General features: G+C 60.2%; 16 protein-coding genes and 7 pseudogenes. 1 reads left to right on the top strand and 22 read right to left on the bottom strand.

Going from position 1 to position 23,117, the window contains the following annotated elements; all coding sequences use genetic code 11:
- Nucleotides 1-35 precede the first annotated feature (35 nt).
- The 21 genes and pseudogenes from OMP40_RS27375 to OMP40_RS27275 form a co-directional block, all read right to left on the bottom strand.
- The gene (locus tag OMP40_RS27375; protein ID WP_420872048.1) at nucleotides 36-878 is read right to left on the bottom strand and encodes a carbohydrate ABC transporter permease; all 843 of its coding nucleotides are present in this window, start codon (nucleotides 876-878) and stop codon (nucleotides 36-38) included.
- Nucleotides 866-1,753, bottom strand: coding sequence for a carbohydrate ABC transporter permease (locus tag OMP40_RS27370; RefSeq protein ID WP_277536043.1), 888 nt, complete (start codon nucleotides 1,751-1,753; stop codon nucleotides 866-868). The genes OMP40_RS27375 and OMP40_RS27370 overlap by 13 nt, the downstream gene beginning before the upstream one ends.
- Nucleotides 1,754-1,858: 105 nt before the next feature.
- Entirely contained in the window at nucleotides 1,859-3,184 is a 1,326-nt protein-coding gene (locus OMP40_RS27365) for an ABC transporter substrate-binding protein (RefSeq protein ID WP_277536042.1), read from the bottom strand.
- 994 nt (nucleotides 3,185-4,178) lie between these two features.
- Entirely contained in the window at nucleotides 4,179-4,481 is a 303-nt protein-coding gene (locus tag OMP40_RS27360) for a putative quinol monooxygenase (protein WP_277536040.1), read from the bottom strand.
- Nucleotides 4,478-5,476, bottom strand: coding sequence for a helix-turn-helix transcriptional regulator (locus OMP40_RS27355; RefSeq protein WP_277536039.1), 999 nt, complete (start codon nucleotides 5,474-5,476; stop codon nucleotides 4,478-4,480). The genes OMP40_RS27360 and OMP40_RS27355 overlap by 4 nt, the downstream gene beginning before the upstream one ends.
- 53 nt (nucleotides 5,477-5,529) lie before the next feature.
- The gene (locus OMP40_RS27350; protein ID WP_277536038.1) at nucleotides 5,530-5,718 is read right to left on the bottom strand and encodes a DinB family protein; all 189 of its coding nucleotides are present in this window, start codon (nucleotides 5,716-5,718) and stop codon (nucleotides 5,530-5,532) included.
- Nucleotides 5,719-5,841: 123 nt separating this feature from the next.
- Nucleotides 5,842-6,231 (bottom strand): DUF2512 family protein, encoded by a 390-nt coding sequence (locus OMP40_RS27345; protein ID WP_277536036.1) that lies wholly within the window; start codon nucleotides 6,229-6,231, stop codon nucleotides 5,842-5,844.
- A gap of 180 nt (nucleotides 6,232-6,411) precedes the next feature.
- Nucleotides 6,412-7,008, bottom strand: a complete 597-nt coding sequence (locus OMP40_RS27340) for a Gfo/Idh/MocA family protein (protein ID WP_277536034.1) — start codon at nucleotides 7,006-7,008, stop codon at nucleotides 6,412-6,414.
- Between the two features lie 142 nt (nucleotides 7,009-7,150).
- A pseudogene (locus OMP40_RS27335) lies at nucleotides 7,151-7,447 on the bottom strand (Gfo/Idh/MocA family protein); the annotation flags it as partial.
- A 274-nt stretch (nucleotides 7,448-7,721) separates the two neighbouring features.
- Entirely contained in the window at nucleotides 7,722-9,062 is a 1,341-nt protein-coding gene (locus OMP40_RS27330; protein WP_277536032.1) for a glucose-6-phosphate isomerase, read from the bottom strand.
- A 363-nt stretch (nucleotides 9,063-9,425) separates the two neighbouring features.
- Nucleotides 9,426-10,895 (bottom strand): annotated as a pseudogene (locus OMP40_RS27325) (protein adenylyltransferase SelO).
- A 37-nt stretch (nucleotides 10,896-10,932) separates the two neighbouring features.
- On the bottom strand, nucleotides 10,933-11,439 hold the full coding sequence (locus OMP40_RS27320) for a metallophosphoesterase family protein (protein ID WP_277536030.1): 507 nt from the start codon (nucleotides 11,437-11,439) through the stop codon (nucleotides 10,933-10,935).
- Nucleotides 11,440-11,537: 98 nt separating this feature from the next.
- Nucleotides 11,538-13,197 (bottom strand): annotated as a pseudogene (locus OMP40_RS27315) (glycerol-3-phosphate dehydrogenase/oxidase).
- Nucleotides 13,198-13,318: 121 nt separating this feature from the next.
- Nucleotides 13,319-14,813 (bottom strand): annotated as a pseudogene (gene glpK, locus OMP40_RS27310) (glycerol kinase GlpK).
- Between the two features lie 20 nt (nucleotides 14,814-14,833).
- On the bottom strand, nucleotides 14,834-15,409 hold the full coding sequence (locus OMP40_RS27305; protein ID WP_277536029.1) for a glycerol-3-phosphate responsive antiterminator: 576 nt from the start codon (nucleotides 15,407-15,409) through the stop codon (nucleotides 14,834-14,836).
- Nucleotides 15,410-15,551: 142 nt separating this feature from the next.
- Nucleotides 15,552-16,163 (bottom strand): NAD(P)/FAD-dependent oxidoreductase, encoded by a 612-nt coding sequence (locus OMP40_RS27300; RefSeq protein WP_277536027.1) that lies wholly within the window; start codon nucleotides 16,161-16,163, stop codon nucleotides 15,552-15,554.
- A 16-nt stretch (nucleotides 16,164-16,179) separates the two neighbouring features.
- Nucleotides 16,180-16,812, bottom strand: a complete 633-nt coding sequence (locus tag OMP40_RS27295) for an NAD(P)/FAD-dependent oxidoreductase (RefSeq protein WP_277536025.1) — start codon at nucleotides 16,810-16,812, stop codon at nucleotides 16,180-16,182.
- Nucleotides 16,799-17,562 (bottom strand): annotated as a pseudogene (locus tag OMP40_RS27290) (methyltransferase domain-containing protein). The gene OMP40_RS27295 and the pseudogene OMP40_RS27290 overlap by 14 nt, the downstream one beginning before the upstream one ends.
- Nucleotides 17,555-18,754 (bottom strand): type III polyketide synthase, encoded by a 1,200-nt coding sequence (locus tag OMP40_RS27285; protein WP_277536023.1) that lies wholly within the window; start codon nucleotides 18,752-18,754, stop codon nucleotides 17,555-17,557. Before OMP40_RS27285 ends, OMP40_RS27290 begins: the two are co-directional and overlap by 8 nt.
- A 171-nt stretch (nucleotides 18,755-18,925) precedes the next feature.
- The gene (locus OMP40_RS27280) at nucleotides 18,926-19,129 is read right to left on the bottom strand and encodes a hypothetical protein (protein WP_277536022.1); all 204 of its coding nucleotides are present in this window, start codon (nucleotides 19,127-19,129) and stop codon (nucleotides 18,926-18,928) included.
- A gap of 79 nt (nucleotides 19,130-19,208) precedes the next feature.
- Nucleotides 19,209-20,199: pseudogene (locus tag OMP40_RS27275) on the bottom strand (diaminopimelate dehydrogenase).
- Nucleotides 20,200-20,489: 290 nt separating this feature from the next.
- On the opposite strand from OMP40_RS27275, the gene OMP40_RS27270 reads away from it, so the two are divergent.
- A complete protein-coding gene (locus tag OMP40_RS27270) occupies nucleotides 20,490-21,200 on the top strand; it encodes a VanZ family protein (RefSeq protein WP_338131330.1) in 711 nt (236 codons plus the stop codon).
- A gap of 288 nt (nucleotides 21,201-21,488) precedes the next feature.
- Here the strand turns inward: OMP40_RS27270 and OMP40_RS27265 are convergent.
- A pseudogene (locus OMP40_RS27265) lies at nucleotides 21,489-23,038 on the bottom strand (SAM-dependent methyltransferase).
- Nucleotides 23,039-23,117 lie beyond the last annotated feature (79 nt).

Raw genomic sequence — 23,117 nt, 5'->3', positions numbered from 1 at the left:
GTCGTATCCCTCCGTGTCCGCCCTGGCAAGTAACGTTATTTTACTGCACCGTTGACGATTCCGGCAAACACGTACCGTTGGAAAAACAGGTAGATGACGACGATCGGCACCATGATCATGAGGATCGCGGCGGACATGAGCTCCCACTCCGTGCTTCGCTCCGAAGAGAAGTTCATCAGGCTCGTGGAAACGACGGCGAGCTTCTGCGCGGGCATGTACAAATAAGGAATGAACATGTCGTTGTAAATGTCGATCGTCTTGATGATGACGATCGTCGCCGTCGCGGGCGTAAGCAGCGGAAAAATGATCGTGCGGTAAATGCGGAACAGGGAAGCCCCCTCCATCATCGCCGCCTCATCGAGCTCACGAGGAATGTTGTGCAGGAACTGCAAATAGATGAACAGCTGCAGGACGCTCGTGCCCAAGTGCAGCACGATCGAAGCCCAGATCGTGTTGTACAAATGCAGGTTGTGGACGACGGTGAACGTCGCCACCTGGGTCGTGATCGTCGGCACGAACGATACGGCGATGTAGGCGCCCAGGACGGTCTTCTTCAGCTTGAATTCGAAGCGGCCGAGGATGTACGCCACCATGGTGCCGAGCAGCACGTTGCCGATGACCGCCACGACGATGATCGTCAGCGTATTCAGGTACGCGCGGTCCAGATGCGCTCTCGTCATCACGGTGCCGAAGTTATCGAAGTTCAGGAAGCTGGAAGGCAGCTTGAACACGCTCGTTTGCGAAAACTCGGTTTTGCTCTTGAAGGCGTTCAGCACCAGAACCGACGGCGGGAAAAGGATCATGGCGACGGCGACCCATAGGATCGCGTGCTTGAAGACGGAAAACGGACCAAACTTCGCCCCGGTCAATCCGACCACCTCCTCGTCGCAAACCGCTGAATGCTGAGCACGACGATGACGGCGACGATCAAGGTGACGCTCATCGCGGAGGCCATGCCGAAATTGTTGAACTTGAACGCCGTATCGATCGTCTTGGTCAGGAAGGTCTCGCTGGCGCCGAGCGGTCCGCCGCCCGTCAGAATGAACGGCAGGTCGAAAATCTCGAGCGTGCCGATAATCGTCAGGAACAGGTTGAGCTCGATCACCTTCGTTATATTCGGCAGGACGACGCGCAGCGAAGTCTGCAGGCGAGACGCGCCGTCCATGCGCGCGGCCTCGATGATTTCCGACGGAACCGACTGAAGGGCTGCCAGATAAATGACCATGTTCAAACCCATGAACTTCCACAGCGTGATAAAGCCGAGTACGTGGTTGACCGCGTGCGGCGAGCCGAACCAGCTGATCGCGAGCGAGTCGAGCCCTACGCTGCGCAGCAGCGTGTTGAAGGAGCCGTACTCCGAGTTGAACACGTAGTTGAACATGTAAGCGACCGCGACGCCGTTCATGATATAGGGCATGAAGAGCATAACCCGGTAGGCGTTGCGGCCCTTGAGCTGCGAATTGAGCAGCAGCGCGAAAAACAAACCGAGCGCGTTCTGGAAAAGACCCCAGCCGAGATAGACGAGATTGTGGAGGAAGGCCGCCCAGACTTCCTTGTTTTCGAACACTTCTTTATAATTGCCGACGCCGACCCACGTCTTATCGGGACTGAAGCCGTCCCAACTCATGAAGCTGAGGTAGACCAGATAAAGGGCCGGGTACAGGGCGAACATCGCCAGCAAAACGATCGGCACGAGCAAAAACAGGATGATCAGCAATTTCTTCTGTTTGGCATACGATAGGCTTTCGGTCATCCGATTCAACTCCTTTCATCCGCACGCGAGAGACGACAAAACGGACGGCGCGGACCGGCCATCCGTTTTGTCGGTCGGAATCGGGCTGCGGAGCTTGTCGCTTGCTTACTTCGCGACGGCGGCTTTCGCTGCTTTCCATTTTTTATTGTAGTTGTCGAACACGCTCTGCATTTTGCCGACCGTCACTTCTTGAATGAACTTGAACGTATCGAATTGCATTTTGTTCTCGACCGCGGTCACTTGCTCGCTCACCGATTGCGCTTCAAGCATTTCCGGCTTGTTCGCCATGAAGTCTGCGATCGGCGCCAGGTCTTGCGGCTGGTCCTTAAGCGGCGAGATGATCATGTGATCCGCATAGTCGCCGGATTCCTCGATCATGAACTTGATGAACGCTTTGGCGAGCGGCTTGTTTTTGCTCGTGGAGCTGACGGCGTATGCCCAGTCGTTGCGCATCATGCCTTTGACCGTGCCGCTGTTGTCGTACGGCAGCGGCGCGAAGCCGATTTGTTCAAGCGGCAGACCGTTGTTGATCAGGTTCGAGATCGCCCAGTTGCCGATGTACATCATAGCGGCTTTGCCCGAGGCCAGATCCTTTTGCGTTTGGTCCCACGTCGCGGAGTATACGTCCTTCTCCAGCTCGCCCTTGTCGAACAAATTCTTCAGAATACCGAGGCCTTGCCCGTAAGGGCCGTCTACCGTGAACGGCGCGTCCGAGTTGATCTTGTCGTTGCGCAGGTTCGTGCTGCCGTAGATGAACTCGGCCGGATCCGTCCAGTACTGCAGCGTCCAGGCATCCTTGAACGCCGTCGCCATCGGGACGATGCCCGCGGCTTTGAGCTTGTCCGCGTCCGCGTACAGCTCGTCCAGCGTCTTCGGCGGCGCGGCGATGCCGGCTTTCTCGAATGCCTGCTTGTTGTAGAGCAGACCGTTGATCGCGACCTGCTGCGTAATGCCGTAAAGCTTGCCTTCATAGGAATTGTAGTCTTTGAAGTAAATGTTGTCGGTGAGGCCGAGATCGTCGAGCGGCTCGTAAAACTTCGGCAGGTCCGACTTCGTCGTTTCGACGAGCGACAGCACGTCCGGCAGCTCGTTCGCCGCCATGCGCACGCGGATCGTTTGCTCGTAATCCTTGAGGCCTTCGATCTTGACCTCCGTGCCCGGGTACTTCGCCTCGAACGCATCCACATACTTCTTCAGGTCGGTATCGACCAGCTCGGTACGGTGCGTCGCCCAGGTGATCGTACCCTTCAGGTTGCCCTCTGCCGCTTCTCCGCTCGCTGCGGAGCCGGAAGGGCTTGCCGCTGCGGATCCCGATGCGCTTGCCGCAGGCGAAGATGCCGATGCGTTCGTATCGTCGCTGCCGCTTCCGCAGCCCGCCAGCAGTCCGACGCCAAGTGCCATTGCCATAGTTGCCGCTACATTCTTTTTCATCTCTCGTATCTCTCCCCGTTTCAGCTTGTTGTCTGGCCTAACCTCATATTATGTAAATTTAAATCACATTCAAATGGCCGCAAATTGTTTTTATTAGCTTATTTTTGCCTGTTGTTCGGATTCGACAATGAAAAGAAGCGTTGTGTTCGCTTACATTTATTGGTGAAAGCGGATGCAGAGCAGAGAGTGCTCTTTATGTTACTTTTCATGACATAAATAAAGTTATAACCCCTTCCGGCGGTGCCGATTAAAGCCGTCTGTGGCCGAGAAGTTTTCGCACCAGGGCTTAGAGCGGACCGAGGAGACGCAATCCTTGCTCATATCGCGATTCGCGGCCCACGATCGGACCCAGTGGCCGTTATTTAGACCGTTTCGGCTCGATTCTTCACTGAGGGCGGCACATAACGTCCCTCCTGTCCGAAACGATCGCGAAAGAGACCGATTTTTACGAAATAGCGTCCCCTGAGTCCGCTCTCCCCCACTCCCCACTCTCCCCTATTCAATGCGACCACGCAACAGTTCCAATTCGCACCTTTCCGCATTACCTTCCCAGGTCCCTGGTCGGCACTCGAATCAACATGCATCCATGGACGATGTCATGACAATAGTCGTATGATGTTCATTTAGCCGTAAAGTTGTAGATTGGGGGATGAGCATGGAAATTATAATACGAGAAGTTGAAGCAGAAGATTATGCCGAGGTTGTTTTCTTATGGAGCGAGGTGCTTGGCGTACGCACGGTTACGAAGTGTACGGGGATGAAGCGAACTGGTGCTCATGCTTTCTATGAGCGTAATGGCTATGACAGAGATTCTTACTGTTTTGATAAAGTTATTAAGGTTTAACGACAACAGCGGAAGTCCAATACTTATTTTACAAGTCTTGGTCAGCCGCCGGTTGTTTGATTCCAAAGTCTGTTGTAGTCTACGGGGTGCGTTTCACGTCGCTTTTCGAGGTTTTAACGGTATCCCCTTCGCTCAGGATCGGAAGGTACATTAATATCCTTTGCCGCCGAGCGGCTTGACTTTAATGCCTCCCGCATTCGCGATCAGATGCCGACAGCGGCCGATCAGCTCGCGAACCTGCTCGTTTTGCAAGCTGGCCGCATGCGCTTCCCGGCTCTCCCACAGCTCTGTGATCCACAGCACGTCGGGCTCTTCCTCGGCTTCGTGGATAATATAATAAATGCACCCTTCCATTTCGCTCAACGTATCGTCGGACGCCAGCATCATATCGGCGAGCTCCCGGCGTTTTCCGGGCACGGCCGTCAACTTTCCGAACATCGCGAATTTGCTCATTCGTCATCTCCCTCTCCGTTATCGTTGACAGGCTCCATTTGTTCGTAGTGGGCAAGAAGTTTGGCACCCGCCTCCCGCATTCGACGAACCAGCAGCGGCGATTCGATCCGCAAAGCCGTCCCGTACGGCATCAAAAAATAGGGCACGTACGTCGTCAGCGTCGACCGCTCGAGCTTAAAGGTCGCCTTTTCCGGCTCGCGGCAGGTAAGCGCGTGTCCGAACAGCCAATGCCGGCACAGTTCGTTCAGCGCTTGCTCCTGACCATGAATGCTCACCGTCTCCCAACTCGTCCCCTCCGCGGAATCGCGAAGCAGCTGTCCGAGCAAGTAGTCCTTTGCGGAAAAGGACTCCGGGCGTTCGAAGCGTCCGTCCGTCCGACGAAGCCCGCGTATGCGGTCGACCCGGAAGCTTCTGACTTCGTCCCGGTATCCGCAATGTCCGACCGCATACCAGTTTCCTTTCCAATACACGATGCCGTAAGGATCGAACAAGCGCGGGGGCGATGGCTCGCCCCTGCCCTTGTCGTACGTCATTTCCACCGTGCGTCCCTGTCCGGCGGCCTCCTCCAGCTTCTGCAAGTAGGACCGGAATGCGCCGTCCAGCGGGGGATAAATGACCGACAGCCCACCGCCGTGCCGTTCCAGCGCCTCAAGCTGCGCTTCGTTCGCGTATTGCTTCAGCTTGTCCGTCGCGCGGTCCAGCGCTTCGGTATGCGGATAGCCGGCTTCTTTGGCGAATATGGCGGCATGGATCAGACTCTTCTGCTCCTCGGCGTCGAAGACGAGCGGGGAATCGGCAAAGCGGCTCAGAATCGTATATCCGCCGTTCGGCCCCGACTCCGCGACGATCGGCACGCCGCTCGCGCAGAGCGAATCGATGCACCGATAGACGGTCCTCACGTGAATATCGAGCGCTTCCGCCAGCTGCTTCGCCGTCTTGCGCTTGCCGGACCGGAGCATCCACAAGATCGACAGCATGTTATCCGCCTTGGTCATGGCGCTACCCGCTTCCGGTTGACATGAACCGTTTTCTTTCTATTGTAAGTCAATCAAGCGCGAGGCGCCATTCCCTGCGCGATCCAAACCTCGTAGATCGGTCCGTACAAACCTGGCGGCCGAAGTCCGGCTTGTCTCATCAGGACGGTCATCTGTCCGCGACGATGCGCTTGATGCGTCAGGGAGAAACGAAGCGAATCGCCGTTTATCCATGACTGGCCCGCGATCTCTAACCGGTCCAACGATCAGAAGTATAAGCCCTTAACGCTGACAGATACGGTCAGTGATTATAAAAAAATAATACCCGCGCCGTAGCGCGGGCATAAAAACGCTTTTTTTAAAGCCAGAATCTAGCGCGGATACGGCTATCTTCGCGCGCGCGGTCGTTTAGGAATGCCGGCTGCGATTAAGCGCGCTGGCGTTGGTATGACGATTCGGCCTGAAAAACATAGCGGTGAATAAAAAAATTCGGCGATGCCGGTAATGAGCGCGACGATAAAAATTTCTCCCGGACTGATCGTCCATTTCATCGTGGATGCCGCAACCCACAGCACCAGATAGCCCAGGATGCCATCGGATACGGTCGCGATTAAGTTGTTGGTGGACCGCAAAATAATCTGGTCGACGACCATGTACGCGATGATCGTCAGAATCGTCGCGGTCGTCACGGAGCCAAGGAACGAGGCATTGGAGTAATACATAAGCAAAGTCGTCGCGATGGTGCCGTTCACGAGCCACTTCAACAGAAATTTCATGGGGCGGGCCTCCCTTCGTTAGGCATGAAGCACTCACGGCTTATGATTATGATCGGGCCCGCTTAATTTGCCCCGATCGAACGTCGGGCATCCCGCAGCAAAATCCCCCATCGTTCGCCTGAAGGCGAATGACGGGGGACCGGGTTGACGTTAGCGAGAAGGAACAGCCAAGACGCGTATTTAGAGTCTGATCTCTTGTCCGCGCTCGGCGGATTCGTAAATCGCGGACAAAATCTTGATCATATCCACGCCGTGCTCGGGCAAGAAAATCGGAGACTCGTGGCCGAGCACGCATTCGACGAAGTGACGGATGTTGGCCGTATGCTGCGGAACTGCTGCCTCCGGGAACCTCGGCTGCTCGTCGATCAGCACGCCCTCCTTTTCCGTATACAGCTTCAATTTGTCGTTGATCAGGCTGAAGCCGCCTTCCGTGCCGCGCCATTCGAGGAACTTCTGCTCCTCCTCGATATTCGATGCCCAGCTGAATTCGATCTGAAGCGAAGCGCCGCTGTCGAAGCGGATAAAGCCCGCGGCCAGATCCTCGACGTCGAACGTGCCTTCGGGTACGTTGCCGGCGGCGTCGGGACGGTCCGCGAACTTCCGGTACGTGGAGCCCGACACGGTGACCGGCTTCGGATTGCCGGCGGTCCACATCGCCATATCGATCATATGCACGCCAAGGTCGATCAGCGGACCGCCGCCCGACAGCCCCTTGGTCGTAAACCAGCCGCCGCGCCCTGGAATGCCTCGGCGGCGGATCCAGCCGCATCTGCCCATGTACATCTCGCCCAGCTTGCCTTGCGTAATCAGCTTTTTTGATGAACTTCGCCTCTTCGCTAAAACGGTTGTTGCGCATCGTCATGAGCAGCCTGCCCGATTCGCGCGCGGCGTCCGCCATTTTTTGCGCCTCTTCGGCGTTGACCGCGTCCGGCTTTTCGCAGAATACATGCTTGCCCTTGCGCAGCGCCGCGATCGCGATCTCCGAGTGGTACAGGTTGGGCGTGCTGATGCCGACGATATCGATCGACGGGTCCGCGATCAGCTCGCGATAATCTTCGTATACCTTCGCCCCGGGAAAAGCGAGCGCAGCGGACTCGGCCGAAGCGCGGAAGGCGTCGCAAAAAGCGACGAGCTCCACTTCCTTGTGGGACAGCCAGCCCGGCAAATGCGCGAATTTGAAAATGCCGCCCGTTCCGATAACGCCAACCTTCAACATGATTCAATTATCCCCTTTAGGTATCGATTGTGGTCAAGCCTGTTCGTCGTTTCCTCCCTTATTTTAGACTGCGAGAGCCGGCGGATCGATTGCAAATTCGGTTCATTTTATACGGTATTGTATCATGGAGGCATCCTTCTCATGGCTCCAACGCGCGAAGGGCGCAAGTCATTCCTTCTTGAATGCAAGAAGAGACCGTCTGCGGGACGGGTGCTTCCTTTCGGAAACGACCCGCCAGACAGTCGGTCTCGTCGATTCGTTGCGAATGCTTTTCTCAGGCTTCGCCGAGACGTTTAAGCAGCTCGGCCTTTTTCGCTTCGAAGCCCGGTTTGCCCAGCAAAGCGAACATATTGACTTTATACGCTTCGACGCCGGGCTGGTCGAACGGGTTGACGCCAAGCAGCAAGCCGCTGATGCCGCACGCTTTTTCAAAGAAATAGACCATTTCCCCGTACGTATACTCGTTCAGCTCGTCCAGCTCGACGATCAGGTTAGGAACGCCGCCGTCCACGTGAGCCAGGCGCGTGCCCTCCGCGGCCTTGCGGTTGACCTCGTCCATCGACATTCCCGCCAGGAAGTTCAAGCCGTCCAGATTGCCCTCGTCCGCTTCGATCGTCCATTCCACGCGCGCCTTTTTCACCGCGAGCACCGTCTCGAACAGATCCCGCCGTCCCTCCTGCACGTATTGGCCCATGGAGTGAAGGTCGGTCGAGAAGTCGACCGAAGCCGGGTACAGCCCCTTCTGATCCTTGCCTTCGCTCTCGCCGAACAGCTGCTTCCACCATTCGGAGACGTAGTGGAGGGACGGCTCGAAGTTGGCCAGCAGTTCGATCGTTTTTCCCTTGCGATATAGCGCATTGCGGACCGCGGCGTATTGGTAGCTTTCATTGGCGGCGAGGTTCGGATCGGCATACTTTTTCGCCGCCGCGGCCGCCCCTTCCATCATTCGGTCGATATCCAGGCCGGCGGCCGCGATCGGCAGCAGGCCGACGGCGGTCAGTACGGAATAGCGTCCGCCGACGTCGTCCGGAATGACGAACGTCTCGTACCCTTCCTCGTCCGCCAGCTTCTTGAGCGCGCCCTTCTCGGCATCCGTCGTGGCGTAGATGCGTTTGCGGGCTTCCGCTTTGCCGTATTTCTTCTCCATATAATCGCGCAGGATGCGGAAGGCGATGGCCGGCTCGGTCGTCGTGCCGGATTTGGAAATGATGTTCACCGACAGGTCCTTGCCCTCCAGCAGCTCCAGCAGATGAGCCATATACGTGGAGCTGATGTTCTGTCCGGCGAAATAAACCTGGGTGCGGCCTCCCATCTGATTGTGGAACGTATGGGAGAGCGCTTCGATCGCGGACCTGGCGCCCAAGTAGGAGCCGCCGATGCCGATGACGACGAGCGCGTCCGAGTTGCCGCGTATTCTCGCGGCTGCCTCCTTGATGCGTGCGAATTCTTCCCGGTCGTAGGCAGCGGGCAGGTCCACCCAACCGAGGTAGTCCGAACCCGGGCCTTGCTTCTCGTGGAGCATGCGGTGCGCGGCGGCCACGAATTCGGCGGCATAGTCGATCTCGTGCTGCTGCATAAAGGACAGGGCATGGCTGTAATCGAAACGGATGGTCAAAGGGTTCTCCTCCTCTTGTCGCTTGCTCTGGATTCACTATAAATCAAATTCTAACCATAAAGGTAATTGATAGATCGGAGAAGTGGCATAGACCTTATCTATGGCATTGGCGAAAAACAGTCGGGATGTCATGGTTGACTGTGCGAATGAGGTGCTGTGGCTGCGGTTGCGGGGAACGCGAGGCAAACCTGGATAAGTGAAGCTGTGAGGCGTATGTAGGCGGGAGACCGCGGCCACGGGCGGCGAAGAGACGCTGTGTGGCGTCTCTTCGCAGGATATCGTCCCGAAATGCCGAAGCGAGGCTGCATGCGGATTAAGACCATTGACCTTGCGCGTTGCATCGCATTTTGCGAATGAAACACTTCAGGTGCCGCAAAACGTTCTGTATCTGCCGCATGACGGATCCGGCGGCGCGGCGTATGCGGCTTGCTCCGGCGCGTAGGCAAAAGGATCGCGGAGCGCATCGACCAGCCGATCGAGGACGCCGTAATCGCCGCGCTCTACGGCCGCCGCAAGCGCTTCTTCGACGCGATGGTTGCGGGCGATCGCGGCGGGATTGCTGCGCCGCATCGTTTGCCGCGAGCCGGCAACCGCTTCGTCCGCGCCGCCGATTCGGGCTTTCCATCTGCCTTGCCAGCCGGCGAACGCATCCGATTCGAACAGAGGTCCCCCCTGCGGCCGCGCCCGAGGACAAGCTCGCGAACGTGTTCGTAAAGTCGGCCCGATGCGTCTCCATCAGATCGAGCAAGTCCCGCGCAAGCGCTGCGTCTTCGGGCGCTTCGTCCAATATCCCGAGCTTCGCCCGCATGCCCGTCTGCCACTCGGCTTCGAACAGATCGGGAAATGCGGCGATCTCTTGCTCTGCCAAGGCGACCGCCCGCGCCTCGTCTTCGTCGAGCAGCGGGAGGAGCGTCTCGGCGAACCGCGCCAGGTTCCAGGCCGCGATCCGCGGCTGCTGGTCGTAAGCATAGCGCCCGTGGGCATCGATCGAGCTGAACACCGTCGACGGATCGTACGCGTCGAGGAACGCGCAGGGTCCGTAATCGATCGTCTCCCCCGCTTATCGCCATGTTGTCCGTATTCATGACGCCGTGCACGAAGCCGACCAACTGCCACTTCGCGATCAGCGACGCCTGCCGGCGGACGACAGCCTGAAGGAACGATAAATAATCGCCGGCATCAATATCCGGATAATGCCTTCGCAACGCATAATCGGCTAGCTCGCGAACTTGATCGGCCCCGCCGGCGCCGGCGGCGTACTGGAACGTCCCTACGCGAATATGGCTTGCGGCCACGCGGGCGAGCACGGCGCCAGGCAGCTCGTCCTCGCGATATACGGGCTCGCCTGTCAATGCTACGGCCAGGCTTCGCGTCGTCGGAATGCCCAGGCCGTGCATCGCCTCGCTGACGATATACTCCCGCAGCATCGGGCCGAGCGCCGCCCGGCCGTCTCCGCCGCGCGAATAGGGCGTTCTGCCCGAGCCTTTAAGCTGGATATCCAGTCGCTCGCCTCTCGGCGCGATATGCTCGCCCAGCAGCAGCGCGCGTCCGTCTCCGAGCATCGTAAGGTGTCCGAACTGATGGCCCGCATACGCTTGCGCGAGCGGCTCTGCGCCGTCGGGCGCCGCGCTGCCGGCGAAGACGGCCACGCTCGCTTCGCTGCGCAGCGCTTCCTCGTTCAAGCCGAGCGACTCGGCCAAGCGTTCGTTCAGCACGGCCAGCTTCGGCGAAGCGACCGGGCTTAGCGAAATTTTCGAATAAAAAAAAGGACGGCAGACGCGCATAGCTGTTGTCGAAGCGCCAGCCGGCCGTCGTCGTTACGGGTTGCATCATAACGTCTCCTTTCGCGTGCGTACATTCGGCTTAGTTTTTATCCGAATAAAAAAACATGTCTCGCGCTTAATTTGCCGTCCAGCGCCGTCATGATGCCGAACGAATACCGTGCCTGCCTTCGCTTGTCTGTCGGCGAGCCCGGATTAAAAATCAGCATGCCGCTCTTCGCGTCCCGCCGAAGCGCAGGAATGTGCGAATGACCGTACACGATCGCATCCGGGCGTTCGTCTTTAAACGCCGCTACGGCATGCGCCTCGGTCTTCGTCCGCAGCGCCGCGCCGTGTCCGTGCACGACGCCGATGCGGCAGCCGCCCAGCGTCAGCAGCGTTCGCATGCCGAACTTCGCCGCGATCTCCGGTCCATCGTTGTTCCCGATCACGCCGAACACCGGGGCGTACTCGGCCAACGCCTCGTATACCGACATTCGGGTCCAGTCCCCGGCGTGGATGATCGCCGCCGCGTCCTTCAGCTCGTATTGCAGCGCCGCAGGCAGCCGTTTGCTCATGCGAGGCATGTGCGTATCCGAGACGACCACGATCTTCATGCGCGACTCCTCGCTTTGCCAAATTGTCGGTTTAATTAATCTTACCCTAGCCGCGGTCATTCATGAAGACCGTTTGCGTTCTAATTTTCGCATGCTGTTCAGATCTCGGCAGCGGCCGCCAGTTCCCGCTCCACCTCGTCCGCGTAGTCTGAACGCTGCGCTTCGGTATATTGGAGCGCTTCGGTCATGTAAGCGACGACCGCCGCCCGGTTGCTTCTGACCCAGCCGATGTCGAAAAACATCGCGCCTGTCCGCCTGATCAGGAAATCGGCCGGCTTCGCCGCCATCTCCTCCTCGATCGCGTAGACGAGCATGCCATAGACCTCGTCCGGCAGTCCGGCGCTGCGCTCGCCGGCCTGCCTTCTCGCGATGCGCCGGAACACGGCGCCGGCGTTCGAGCCGTACCGGCAAGCGATTCGCAGCGCCGCATCGGCGTTCAGGCCGGCCGCTTGCCCTTCCGCAGCCGCCGTTCGCGCATATTGCGTGAAGCTTGCGGAGCCGCCGACGTCGCCGCCCGAGATCGGCAGCTTCCGCGTCGCGCAGGGACCGAACGGCCCGCGTCCGTCGGCGCGCAGCGATGCCGCCAGACGGTCGACGACGGTCTCGGCCATTTTGCGGTAGCCGGTCAGCTTCCCTCCGGCGATCGTGACCAATCCGGACGGCGACACGAAAATTTCGTCGCGCCGCGACACCTCGGAGGGAGATTTTCCTTCCTCGTAAATGAGCGGCCGCAACCCCGCCCAGCTCGACTCGACGTCCCGCGCGCCGAGCCGAAGAGACGGGAACATGCCGTTGCAGGCGGCCAGCAGATAGTCCCGGTCCTCGGGCGTCGCCCGCGGCTGCGCCGTATCCCCCGCATAGTCCGTATCCGTCGTGCCGACGTACGTCTTGCCGTTTCGCGGAATCGCGAACACCATCCGGCCGTCCGGCGTATCGAAGTAGATGGCCTGGCGCAGCGGGAAGCGAACGCCGTCGAAAACGAGGTGGACGCCTTTGGTAAGCCGCAGCGTCTTGCCCCGCTTCGACCGGTCCAGCTCGCGCAGCGCGTCGACCCATGGCCCCGCGGCATTGACGATCCGGCGCGCGCGGATGCGGTATTCGCCGCCGCCGATCAGATCGCGGACCAGCAGGCCCGTGGCCTTGCCTTTTTCATCGTATAAAAACCGCTCGGCCTTGGCATAGTTGACGGCCTTGACGCCCGATTCGGCCGCTTTCTTGAGCACCTCGATCGTCAGGCGCGCATCGTCCGTCCGATATTCTACGTACGAACCGCCGCCGCGCATGCCTTCCTTTTTTTAACAACGGCTCCAGCGCCAGCGTGTCCGCCGGGCTCAGCATGCGCCGTCGTTCGTCCCGCTTCACGCCGGCCAGAAAATCGTACAGGCGCAAGCCCAGCGAGGTGCTCAAACGACCGAACGTTCCGCCCTTGTACAAAGGCAGCAGCATGCGCTCGGGCATCGTGACGTGCGGCCCGTTCTCGTAGACGATCGCCCTTTCCTTGCCGACCTCGGCGACCATCTTGACTTCCAACTGTTTCAGGTACCGCAGTCCGCCGTGCACCAGCTTCGTCGACCGGCTCGAGGTGCCGGACGCGAAGTCCTGCATCTCGATCAACGCGGTTTTCATCCCCCTTTGCTGCGCGTCCAGCGCGATGCCTGCCCCGGTTATGCCGCCGCCGACGACCGCCACGTCGAACCATTCTTCTTCCATCTCCGCCAGCTTGCCGCTCCGGCCCTTCGCCGAAAATCCGTATGTCATGTCGATGCCCTCTTTCTTTCGTTTTCGAATACAGCAAAACCACGATGATGCAGACCGCGCCCAAGCGGCGCGGCCGATATCGTGGTTTCTCCTGATCTCCGACCGGATATGAACTTGTCGTTTATTTGAAAGCCATGGCGGCCCGAACCGCCTTGCGCCAGCCCGCATACAATCGCTGCCGCTCTTCGTCCTCCATGGCGGGCTTGAACGAGCGGTCGAGCCGCCAACTGTCCGCGATATCCCGCTTGCTCTGCCAATAGCCGACAGCAAGACCTGCCAGGTAAGCCGCGCCGAGCGCGGTCGTCTCGCCGACGGAAGGTCGCTCGACCTCCGCGCCGAGCAGGTCGCTCTGGAACTGCATGAGCAGGCCGTTGGCGACGGCCCCGCCGTCGACGCGCAGCCGCCGCAGCGGCAGCCCCGAATCCTCGATCATCGCGTCCAGCACGTCCTTGCTCTGGTAGGCGAGCGATTCGAGCGTGGCGCGGATGAAATGCTCCTTGGTCGTGCCCCGCGTCAAGCCGAAGATCGCGCCGCGTACGTCGCTGTCCCAATACGGCGTCCCCAAGCCGACGAACGCCGGGACGACGTAGACGCCTTCGGACGAATCCACCCGCGCGGCATACGTCTCGCTGTCGGCCGAACGCTTCAGCATGCGCAGGCCGTCCCGCAGCCATTGAAGCGCCGAGCCCGCGACGAAGACGCTGCCTTCGAGCGCGTACTCCACTTTTCCGCCGAGCCCCCCAAGCGATCGTGGTCAGCAGCCCGTGCTTGGACGCGACCGCGTCCGCGCCCGTATTCATAAGCATGAAGCACCCGGTGCCGTACGTGTTTTTAACCATGCCCTTTTCGAAGCAGGCTTGCCCGAACAGCGCGGCCTGCTGATCGCCCGCGATTCCCGCGATCGGAATGTTGCGCCCGAAAAAGTGGTGATCCACCGTATGCGCGTAGACTTCGGAGGAGGATCGAACCTCGGGCAGCATCCCGCGCGGCACGTCCAGCATGTCCAGCAGCTCTTCGTCCCATTCGAGCGTATGGATGTTGAACAGCAGCGTGCGAGAAGCGTTGGAATAATCGGTCACGTGCGCCTTGCCACCGCTCATCTTCCAGACGAGCCACGTATCGATCGTGCCGAAGAGCAGGTCGCCGCGCGCCGCCCGCTCCCTTGCGCCCTCCACATGATCGAGCAGCCACTTGATTTTCGTTCCGGAAAAGTAAGCGTCGACGAGCAGCCCCGTCTTCTGCCTGAACAAACCGTCCAGACCCCGTTGTTTTAACGATTCGCAAATCTCGTTGGTCTGCCTGGACTGCCACACGACCGCGCGATGGATCGGCCGTCCCGTATGGCGGTCCCAGACGACCGTCGTCTCGCGCTGGTTGGTGATGCCGATCGCTTCGATCTGCTCCGGCAGGACGTCGGCATCCGTCAGCGCGCGCGCGATAACGCCCAGGACGGACAGCCAGATCTCGTTGGCGTCGTGCTCGACCCAGCCGGGCTTGGGAAAGTACTGTTTGATCTCCTGCTGCGCCGCGGCGACGGCGCGGCCGCCCTTGTCGAAAAGAATCGCGCGGGAGCTCGTCGTCCCTTGGTCGAGCGCCAGAATATATCGATTAACCATATTCGCCCCCCTATCGTCTTCTATCGTCGCCCGTTCTCGTCCGTAACGTAATGCTTCCATAAGGCCGTGTTGGAGGTCGTAACCGCGGAAGCGCCGGCCGCAAGCGCTTGCTCCACATCGTTCACCGAGCGAATGAGACCGCCGGCGAAGACGGGAATGCCGGTGCGCGCGTGCACCTCGGCGATCATATGCGGAATGACGCCCGGCAGCACCTCGATATAGTCGGGCTGCGTCCGTTCGAACATCGTATAGCTCTTTTCAAGCGCGTTGGTATCGAGCAGGAAAAGGCGCTGGATCGCGAGCAGCTTGTTCTGCTTCGTCTTCGCGATGACGCTTGCGCGGGTACTGACGATGCCGGCCGGCTTCGCGATCTGGCAGATGAATTCGGCTGCGTATTCGTCGTTCTTGAGTCCTTCGATCAGGTCCGCGTGCACGATCGGCTTCTTGCCGTTCGACTTGGCCAGCTGCACGATCGGCTGCAGCTGCGCGACGTGCATGTCGAGCAGCACGATATACGCGTAAGGCAGCCGCAGCAGCTTTTCAAGATCCTTGACCTTGCGCGCCGCGGGAAGTATGCGCTGTCGGCTGAATGGCATGATGGGCGCCTCCGTTCGGTCTGTGAAAAAAAAGAAAAAGGAAATCACGAACTCGTCCCGTGGGGACCTGAGTCGCGTGCTCTCCTTTTCTCCGCCGCGCTTATGAACTTGACACGATTATATTACAGGATGCGAGCGGCGTCTACCCTGTCGTTAGGCGTGCGTCGAAACCTTGTGGTCGGACCTTGCTCGAGCAAAACAGTGCCGCAACGGTTAAGCGCGCTGCGTCGACCCGAGCCGGGTCGCCCGCACGAGCAGGCCGCCGAGCCGCGGCGCGAAGCGCGCCGCGGCCAGCGCCGTACGCGCCAGAGGCGGCTTGCCTGCAGCGCGCTGAAGCAGGTTCCCCCCACCGCAGCGGGCCGCTGAACGCGCCCCGAATCGCGAGGGCGTAAGCTTCCTCCCACTCGCTAAGGGACAGCGCGCCGCAAAGGTAGCGCTCGGCGGACGCCGCGCACAGCTGCGCGGCGCGCAGCGCCATCGACATGCCGTCCCCGCAGAGCGGGGGAATCGCGGCGCACGCGTCGCCGACGAGCGGGACGCCGTCCCAAGGGGTCGGCTTCGCGTACAAGCGCACCGGCGCGACTGCGGCCTGCGTGCCCGGAACGGGCGCCGCGCCGGCCAATCGCCTTGCGAGCGCGGGACAGCGGGCTCGCGCCAGATCGAGCCAGCCCTGCACGGCGGTCGGCGCCTCCCGGCACGCGCTTCTGTCGAACAGCGCGGCGGCGTTGACGATGCCGCCGCCCGCAGGCGACAAGCCCAGATAGCCGCCTTTAAAAAAAGTAGAGCTCGACCTCTTCCGCGGCTTCCATGCCCGCGAAATGCATTTTAACGCCGAGATAAGGCGAAAGTGCAGGTTTGCTCGTTCGTTGCCGGCCGGTTATATCCGGCACGCGTCCGTTGCCGCCCCACGCGCCGATGACGGCGCGCGCGCGCACGATGCGCGAGCGTCCGCCTTGCGCGAGATCAAGCGCATAGCCGTCCGCGTCGCGCCGCATCGCGGCGACGGCCGCGCCCGTCGCGATCGCTGCGCCGGCAAGTTCGGCTTCGCGGTGCAGCGTCGCGTCGAGGGCGTGGCGGCTCAGCCCCCCAGCCTGTACCGGGCAACGGCATGCGCAAAGGCGCGCCGCCGAAGGCATGGATTCGCGCCGCCCGGATCTCGGCCGGACCGAGCGCCCGGATCGCCGCTGCGAAGCCGAGCTCGGCGAGCATGCCGATCGACTCCGGCGACAGAAATTCCCCCGCATGCCTTGTGCCGGGGGGAACGTCTTCCTGTCGATCAGCAGCACCTTCCGCCCGCGGTCCGCGAGCGCCTTGGCGAGGCCGCTGCCCGCGATCCCCGCGCCGATGATCGCCGCATCCACCGAGTCCGGAAACGATGCCGAGCCGTCCTTAACCGCGATCAAGCGGCATCGCCCCCGTTTCTTTCGCTTCCTCCCTCGGAGGGGCAGCCTTCGGCACAGTAACGACGTACCGGAACAAAGGCCGCCAGCTGTAAGCAAGCCGCCGCTCGCCGAGCCGCTCGCGCAGCCGCTCCCAATCCGCGGCACGGAAGCCCTTCGCGACCGACAATGGACCGTCGTTGACGACATACCTGTTGCCGGATATGAGCCGGGACGCCAGCCACACGGCCGTCCAGGCAAGCCAGTGACGGTGGATATCCTGAATGACGATGCCGAGCCGGGACGCCTTCAGCATCGCGCTTGCGACGTCCGGCAGCTCCTCGTCCGCAAAATGATGAACGAACTGGGAAGCGGTCACGATATCGGCCGCCCCCCCTCCTCCAGCGCGAACAGCTCTTGCCGCAAGACGCGCACGCGAGGCTCGTCCGCATACAGCGCCCTGGCCTCGGCGCATGCCTCTTCCGTCCGATCCGCGAGCGTGATTCCGATCTTGACGCCGCGCGCATCGGCCCAACGGAGCAGCGCGGCGTTGACGTCCCCGGAGCCCGAGCCGACGTCGAGCACCGTCAGGCGTCTCGGCCTGCCTGCCAGCTCCCAGAGCGAGGCGACGCCGGACAGCGTTCTCCCGGATGCGGCGAACAGGCGGTTCAGCCTGCGCAAATGACGGAGCGCTTCGCGCAGCTCGGCTCCGCCCTGCGCCAGGTCGTCCATCAGCTCGGGCGCCCGGGCGCGAACCTCGAGCGGCCTAAACATGGGACGCTAACCGCGCTTCGCCGCTCGGCTCGCCATCGCGAGCGCCGGGCTCCGCATTCGAATGCGCCGGGCGCAGGCCGACTGGCCGATACGCAATCGGCAGCAGCTCGCACGACAGCCCCGGTCCGAAGGCGAGGCAGACGCCTTCCGTGCGCGGCGCCCCTTTTTCGCGTTGGGCCGCCCGAATGGCGTCGAGCACGAACAAGAGCGTCGCCGAAGACATGTTGCCGAAGTCGCGCAGCACGCCCCTGCTATATCCGGTGCGCGCTTCGTCCAGTCCGAGCTCCGCTTCGAGCGCGTCGATGATCCCTTTGCCGCCGGGGTGAATCGCCCAGATGCCGGGCCATGTCTCCCGCCGGCCAAGCAATTCGTCCAAGCGCTCCGGCAAATAACGCCCGATCAAAGCCGGGATGCGGGAAGACAAATAAAGGTCGAAGCCGTGATCGCCGACCTCCCATACCATCTCGCCTTCGCCCTCCGGCAGCAGCGCGCTGGTCGGCTTGCCCAGCTCGAAGACATCCCGCTCGTCGTCGGCCGACGCGCCGATCACGCAGGCGGACGCGCCGTCTCCGAAAAACGAGGCGCCGAACAGCGCTTCCTTCGCTGCGGAAGGCTGAATATGCAGCGTGCACAGCTCGACGCAGACGACCAGCACCGTCGCGCCCTGCTGTCCGCTCGCGATGTCGCGGGCGAGGCCGATCGCTTTAAGTCCGGCCGCGCAGCCGAGAAAGGTCAGCGGGATGCGGTTCACCGTGTCCTTTAAACCGAGCGTCTTGGCCAGCTCGGCGTCCAGCCCCGGCAGAAACTGCCCCGTACAGCTGACCGTCAACAGATGCGTCAGCGCGGAAGGCGAGACGCGCGCGTCTGCGAGCGCCGCGGAAGCCGCGCGAAGCGCTAGCGGCACGGACGCCTGCTTGTACGTCGCCATCCGCTGCGAGGTCGCCGGCACAGGCAGCCCCGACAGCTGGGCGAAATAACGGTTGCTCGCCGCCGGCTCAAGCAGCGCGGGCTCGCAAGTGTAGCGGGTTTGCACGCCGCACTGCTTGAACAGGCGTCTGGCCCAGCGGGCTGCGTCGGGCGTCTCCCGAAGGGCCTCCGCAAGACGCTGGGCCGTATCGAGCTGATCCAGCTTGTGCGCGGGTACCGCGGTTCCGATGCCGAGCATCGCGATGGAAGGCGCTATCGTTCGCATATAAGAATCCAACCCCTTTTCGTTCGGATATCGCGAGACAAGCTGCTATCCTTCACTGTATTCCGGGCAGGATTCGAATATGTGCCCGACTGTACCGTTGCTCGATGATGTCGGACAACTGCGCCATTGCGCAAAAAAGAGCCGCGCAAAGCGCGGCCCCTTGAACAAACGTTATCGGTTCAACGCATAAATCAGCACGGCAACGATCGCGATCGTGCAGATGACGTAGATCCAGCTCAGATTCGCCCATTTCTTGCCCGTCTGCCGGAAATAGTCCGGATTGCCTTCTTTATTGGCTCTGGATTGCCCGATCGCGATCGTCGCCGCGAAGCCGGCGACCATCACGACGATGACCAGAATGATCGGAAATGTCATATCCGCGCTCCATTTTTCGCAAGATGCGTTTATTATAGCAAACTCGGCTTAACGGGTGAACGCGATGCTGCCAGCTGTCCTACAGCAGTCGTTCGCGAAGCGCATCGGCCGCGTAAGGGGACAAATGTCCGAGCGGGATGTCGAATACGGTCTTCGCGCCGGCGGTCCCCTCGGAAGACAATCGCGCCGCCGCCCGGGCATAGGCAACGAGAACGCTTGCGGTAAACTCGGGATTGCTGCCCAGCTTCAAGCCGAATTCGATCAATTGCGGCGTGCCGTCTCCCGTCGCGCCGCTGCGGAGGACGAACCCGCCATGCGGCATCCCGCCGTGTTCCGCCTTCAGTTGCTCCTCGGAAATGAATTCAACCGTCGTGTCGTAGTCCGCGAAGTAATTGGGCATTTCTTTGATCTCGCGCGCGATCGCAGCCGTATCGGCTCCCGGTTCTGCGACCACGTAGCAAAGACGCTCGTGTTTGTCCCGCGTCGCCAGGTCGGGGTTCTCGCCGCCGCGCACGCTCGCGATCGCGCTCTCGACCGGGATCGTGTACTGGACGCCCGCTTTAACGCCGGCGACGCGCCGGATCGCATCCGAATGCCCCTGGCTGACGCCCTTCCCCCAGAACGTATATTCCTTGCCTTGCGGCAAGATCGCTTCCGCCAGCAGCCGGTTCATCGAAAAGAGGCCAGGATCCCAGCCTGTCGAAATGACGCTCACATTGCCTCCCCGGCGCGCCGCTTCGTCGACCGTCTTATAAAATTCGGGAATTTTCGCATGCGTGTCGAAGCTGTCGACCGTATTGAAAAGAGCCGCAATCTTCGGCGTCTGCTCCGGCAGATCCGTCGCCGAGCCGCCGCATAAAATCATGACGTCGATCTCCCCCCCGGAACCGTTCGATATCCGAGATCGACTCGAATCTCGCATTTGCGTTCGTTTCAGCGCTCATTTTGGCGGCATTGCGCCGCGTGAAAATCGCGATCAAATCCATGTCCTCGTTCTGTCCGATTGCCTTATGTACGCCGCGGCCCAGATTGCCGTAGCCGACGATTCCGATCCTGATCTTGTTCGACATGCGCGTCTCTCCCTTTAGCGAATATTCACAAAGTATAACTCACACGAGATGTTATACGCAAAGCTTGTTTTGTCGGCCTCGGACGCTGACATGTTTCTTTCATCTCCAGTCCAGACCCTTGATGCGATGGCGGATCGGCAAGCGACGCCGTCCGTGGGAGGCATTCCGCTACGAAGCTGTCCGGATTTCGGACGGCCCTTTCTTTTCGAAGCTCGAATCGTTTAAAGTATATAAAAAAGAGCTTGTATATCGAGTAAAGGATGAAGGAAGGAATGCACCTTTGAAGCCCCATCGCAGGAAAATCGCGGCGACCGCCGTCGCACTCTACGCTATGCTTATTTTGTTTTTTTATGTTTATTGCGTTCGATAGAACCGACCGTCTCAGCAGCGAATCTACGTTTATGCTCGTGCCGGAGTACCCGCCGCTGCGTTTTCCGGAGCCGACTTTTTTCTGGCTGTTCGATTTTGGCAACGTCGCTGCCTTTATTCCATTCGGCATGTTGATTCCCTATTTATGGCGATGGTCCTTCGGCAGGTTCTTCTTCGTCTTCGTACTCTCCATTACCGCCCTGGAGACGCTCCAAGCCTTGACTCGACTGGGTTCGTTCGCCATTGACGACATTATTTCCAACACGCTGGGCGCTTCGATCGGATATGCGGCTTGGCGATTCGGCTTTCGCTCCGGGCACAAGGCACGGCAATGGACGAGAGCTGTTCTGGGTGCCGTCGCGCTGCTGATCGTCTCCACGTTTGTTTCGGAAGGGATCGAAGCTTTTTTCAAAAAAAAAGGAAGGCCCGTTCCAAGCCGTAAGCGTTCCGGCACAACCGAATGCGGCGGCAGGAACACCTTTGCCCGTTTTTTCAATCGGAGGCGAATCGATATCGCCCCGGTACAACGCCATTACCGCCGTTCCGTCCGGCAGCTACACGTGGAAGCTTGGACAATTGAAAAACGTGCGCTTTTTCGCGGAATTCGGAATACCGGACGACAAGGCGCATGAAGGCAGCGTTTCCCTTTTCGCGGACGGCAAGCCATTCTTAGAATACAGCGCCGCATATATTACGGGAATGGAAACGATCGAAGTCCCCTTCGAGCGGATCGAGGAGCTTCGGATCGTCTTGGAGGGCAATGCGGTCCTGTGGGACGTAGGCTATCGCAGGATGCAGCATTGGTGGGAATAATATAGCGAACCGAACGGGACAGCGCGGAAACATGGAAAGGCTGCCCGAGCCTCAAGCTCGGCAGCCTTTCTTTCGTGTATAACGCCATGCATATCGCCTTATAAAATTTAGCCTAACGCCTTTAGCAGGGCGAGTGCTTCCTCGTGATCCGGCTCGAGCGTAAGCGCCCGTTGCAAATACGTTCGCGCCTCGTCCTCCCGCTCCATTTCCAGGCTGCAGATCGCCAGGCAAAAGTAAACGGTCGACACCGGATCGTCGTCGAATTGCGCCGAAGCGTCGAGCAGCGGCTTGGCATCCGCGTACATGTCCATCTCGAACAGGATCAGGCCGGCGTCGAGCGCCAGATCGTAACGTTGCGGCATCCGATAGAACGACGTCCACATCCGCAGGATGCCGTCGCGCAAATCAAGCTTCTCCTCGTCATTGGCTCCCTCCAGCAAGCTGGAGATGCGTTTGGCGGTCTGGATGAACCACTCCGCGTCATAGCCGCCAAGACGCCAAAATGCGAGAATTTGCTGAAGACGCAAATGATCGATCTCGCGGTCGACCCAAAGCTTCAGGCTGAAAAAATCGTCCGGCCCGAACTTTGCGACGCTCTTGCGATATGCGACTCTGGTGTTCACGTAGCGCTTGGGCGATTCCAGCATGAGGAGGCACGCCACATTGATGTTGTTATAATGATGCTCGGTAAAAAGCGCTTCCGCGCCTCTGCCCTCGAAAACGTGCTGGATCGCGTGATAATTCGCCGTCAGGGAGATGCTGCCGTGGTGGACAAGCTGCGGCGGCTCCGCGAATCGCCAGTTGTCCAGCCGGTGGTCTCCCTTGTCGGCCGTGATCATGGCGAAGCCGGCTTGCGACAACTGCCCGAGCCGCTCCAGGCAGCGCAGGCCGATCTCGGGAAACAGGACGTGCGAATCTTCGAGCTCGCGCTGATACAGCGCGATCGCGTCGCGGTACGGGTAGCGATCGTCCTCGAACCTAGGCGCCAGACTGTATTCGTAGGCAAGCGTCAGCCGCTTGAGCTGCTCCGATACGGTCAATCCCGGTTCGGGAGCGGCTTCGCCGACGACGACGTTGCAATCGTAGACGCGGCCTTCGCCGATATAGATGAGCTCCTGCGGAATGGCGTCAAAAAAAGTAATTCGCGACGACAATCAAAGGCTGCCGAAGCTGTCCCGGCACGATCTTGTCGCCGGAGACGATCAAGTTAAGCTCCGTATCGCGCTCGGCGTCGAACGTCGCGAAGTCAAGCATGCCAGCCTCGATAAAAGGCGCAAGCGCCGGGTGCGCGCGCCAGCCTTCCACGTTTTTGAGGGCGAGGTCGGTCATGACGTACCGCAAAGGCGGCAGCGCGACCTGCGCATAGTTCTGAAGAAGCGTCAGCTCATGCAGCACATGGTACGCGAGGCGTCCGGCGCCGGCGCCCAGCTCGACGAGGGTTACCGCCTCCTCCATCTCTCCTTGCGCCGCCCGGTCCTGCAAAAAAGCCGAAGATCAACTCCGCGTAGACCGCGCCGACCATCGGATTGCTCGTTATATATTGCGGGACCTGATCGTTGTTCCATGCCTTTAAGCCAAGCTGTTCGTAATAAGCGCGCTGCAGCTCCCACAGGGGTGCTTCGCTGAAGCGGTATTTCTGATTTTCCGTCGCTGCCATGCCGAGTTAACCTGCTTCCGTTTGATTTATGAGTCGTGGGGACTTTACGTCTTGGGCTTGCCATGCGAACCTCTGCGGG

Source organism: Cohnella rhizosphaerae, from assembly GCF_029525575.1.
GTDB classification, from domain to species: Bacteria; Bacillota; Bacilli; order Paenibacillales; family Paenibacillaceae; genus Cohnella; species Cohnella rhizosphaerae.
Note: the sequence above shows the minus strand (reverse complement) of the source record. Positions and strands in the feature narration are given on the sequence as shown.

Bases quoted from the DNA above. Each gene is read 5' to 3' on its own strand.
- OMP40_RS27355 (WP_277536039.1), bottom strand. From the start codon at position 5,476: ATGACCAAGGCGGATAACATGCTGTCGATCTTGTGGATGCTCCGGTCC.
- OMP40_RS27280 (WP_277536022.1), bottom strand. From the start codon at position 19,129: ATGACATTTCCGATCATTCTGGTCATCGTCGTGATGGTCGCCGGCTTC.
- OMP40_RS27345 (WP_277536036.1), bottom strand. From the start codon at position 6,231: ATGAAATTTCTGTTGAAGTGGCTCGTGAACGGCACCATCGCGACGACT.
- OMP40_RS27320 (WP_277536030.1), bottom strand. From the start codon at position 11,439: ATGAAGATCGTGGTCGTCTCGGATACGCACATGCCTCGCATGAGCAAA.
- OMP40_RS27370 (WP_277536043.1), bottom strand. From the start codon at position 1,753: ATGACCGAAAGCCTATCGTATGCCAAACAGAAGAAATTGCTGATCATC.
- OMP40_RS27360 (WP_277536040.1), bottom strand. From the start codon at position 4,481: ATGAGCAAATTCGCGATGTTCGGAAAGTTGACGGCCGTGCCCGGAAAA.
- OMP40_RS27340 (WP_277536034.1), bottom strand. From the start codon at position 7,008: ATGGGCAGATGCGGCTGGATCCGCCGCCGAGGCATTCCAGGGCGCGGC.
- OMP40_RS27305 (WP_277536029.1), bottom strand. From the start codon at position 15,409: ATGCCATTCAGCCGACAGCGCATACTTCCCGCGGCGCGCAAGGTCAAG.
- OMP40_RS27365 (WP_277536042.1), bottom strand. From the start codon at position 3,184: ATGAAAAAGAATGTAGCGGCAACTATGGCAATGGCACTTGGCGTCGGA.
- OMP40_RS27285 (WP_277536023.1), bottom strand. From the start codon at position 18,754: ATGCGAACGATAGCGCCTTCCATCGCGATGCTCGGCATCGGAACCGCG.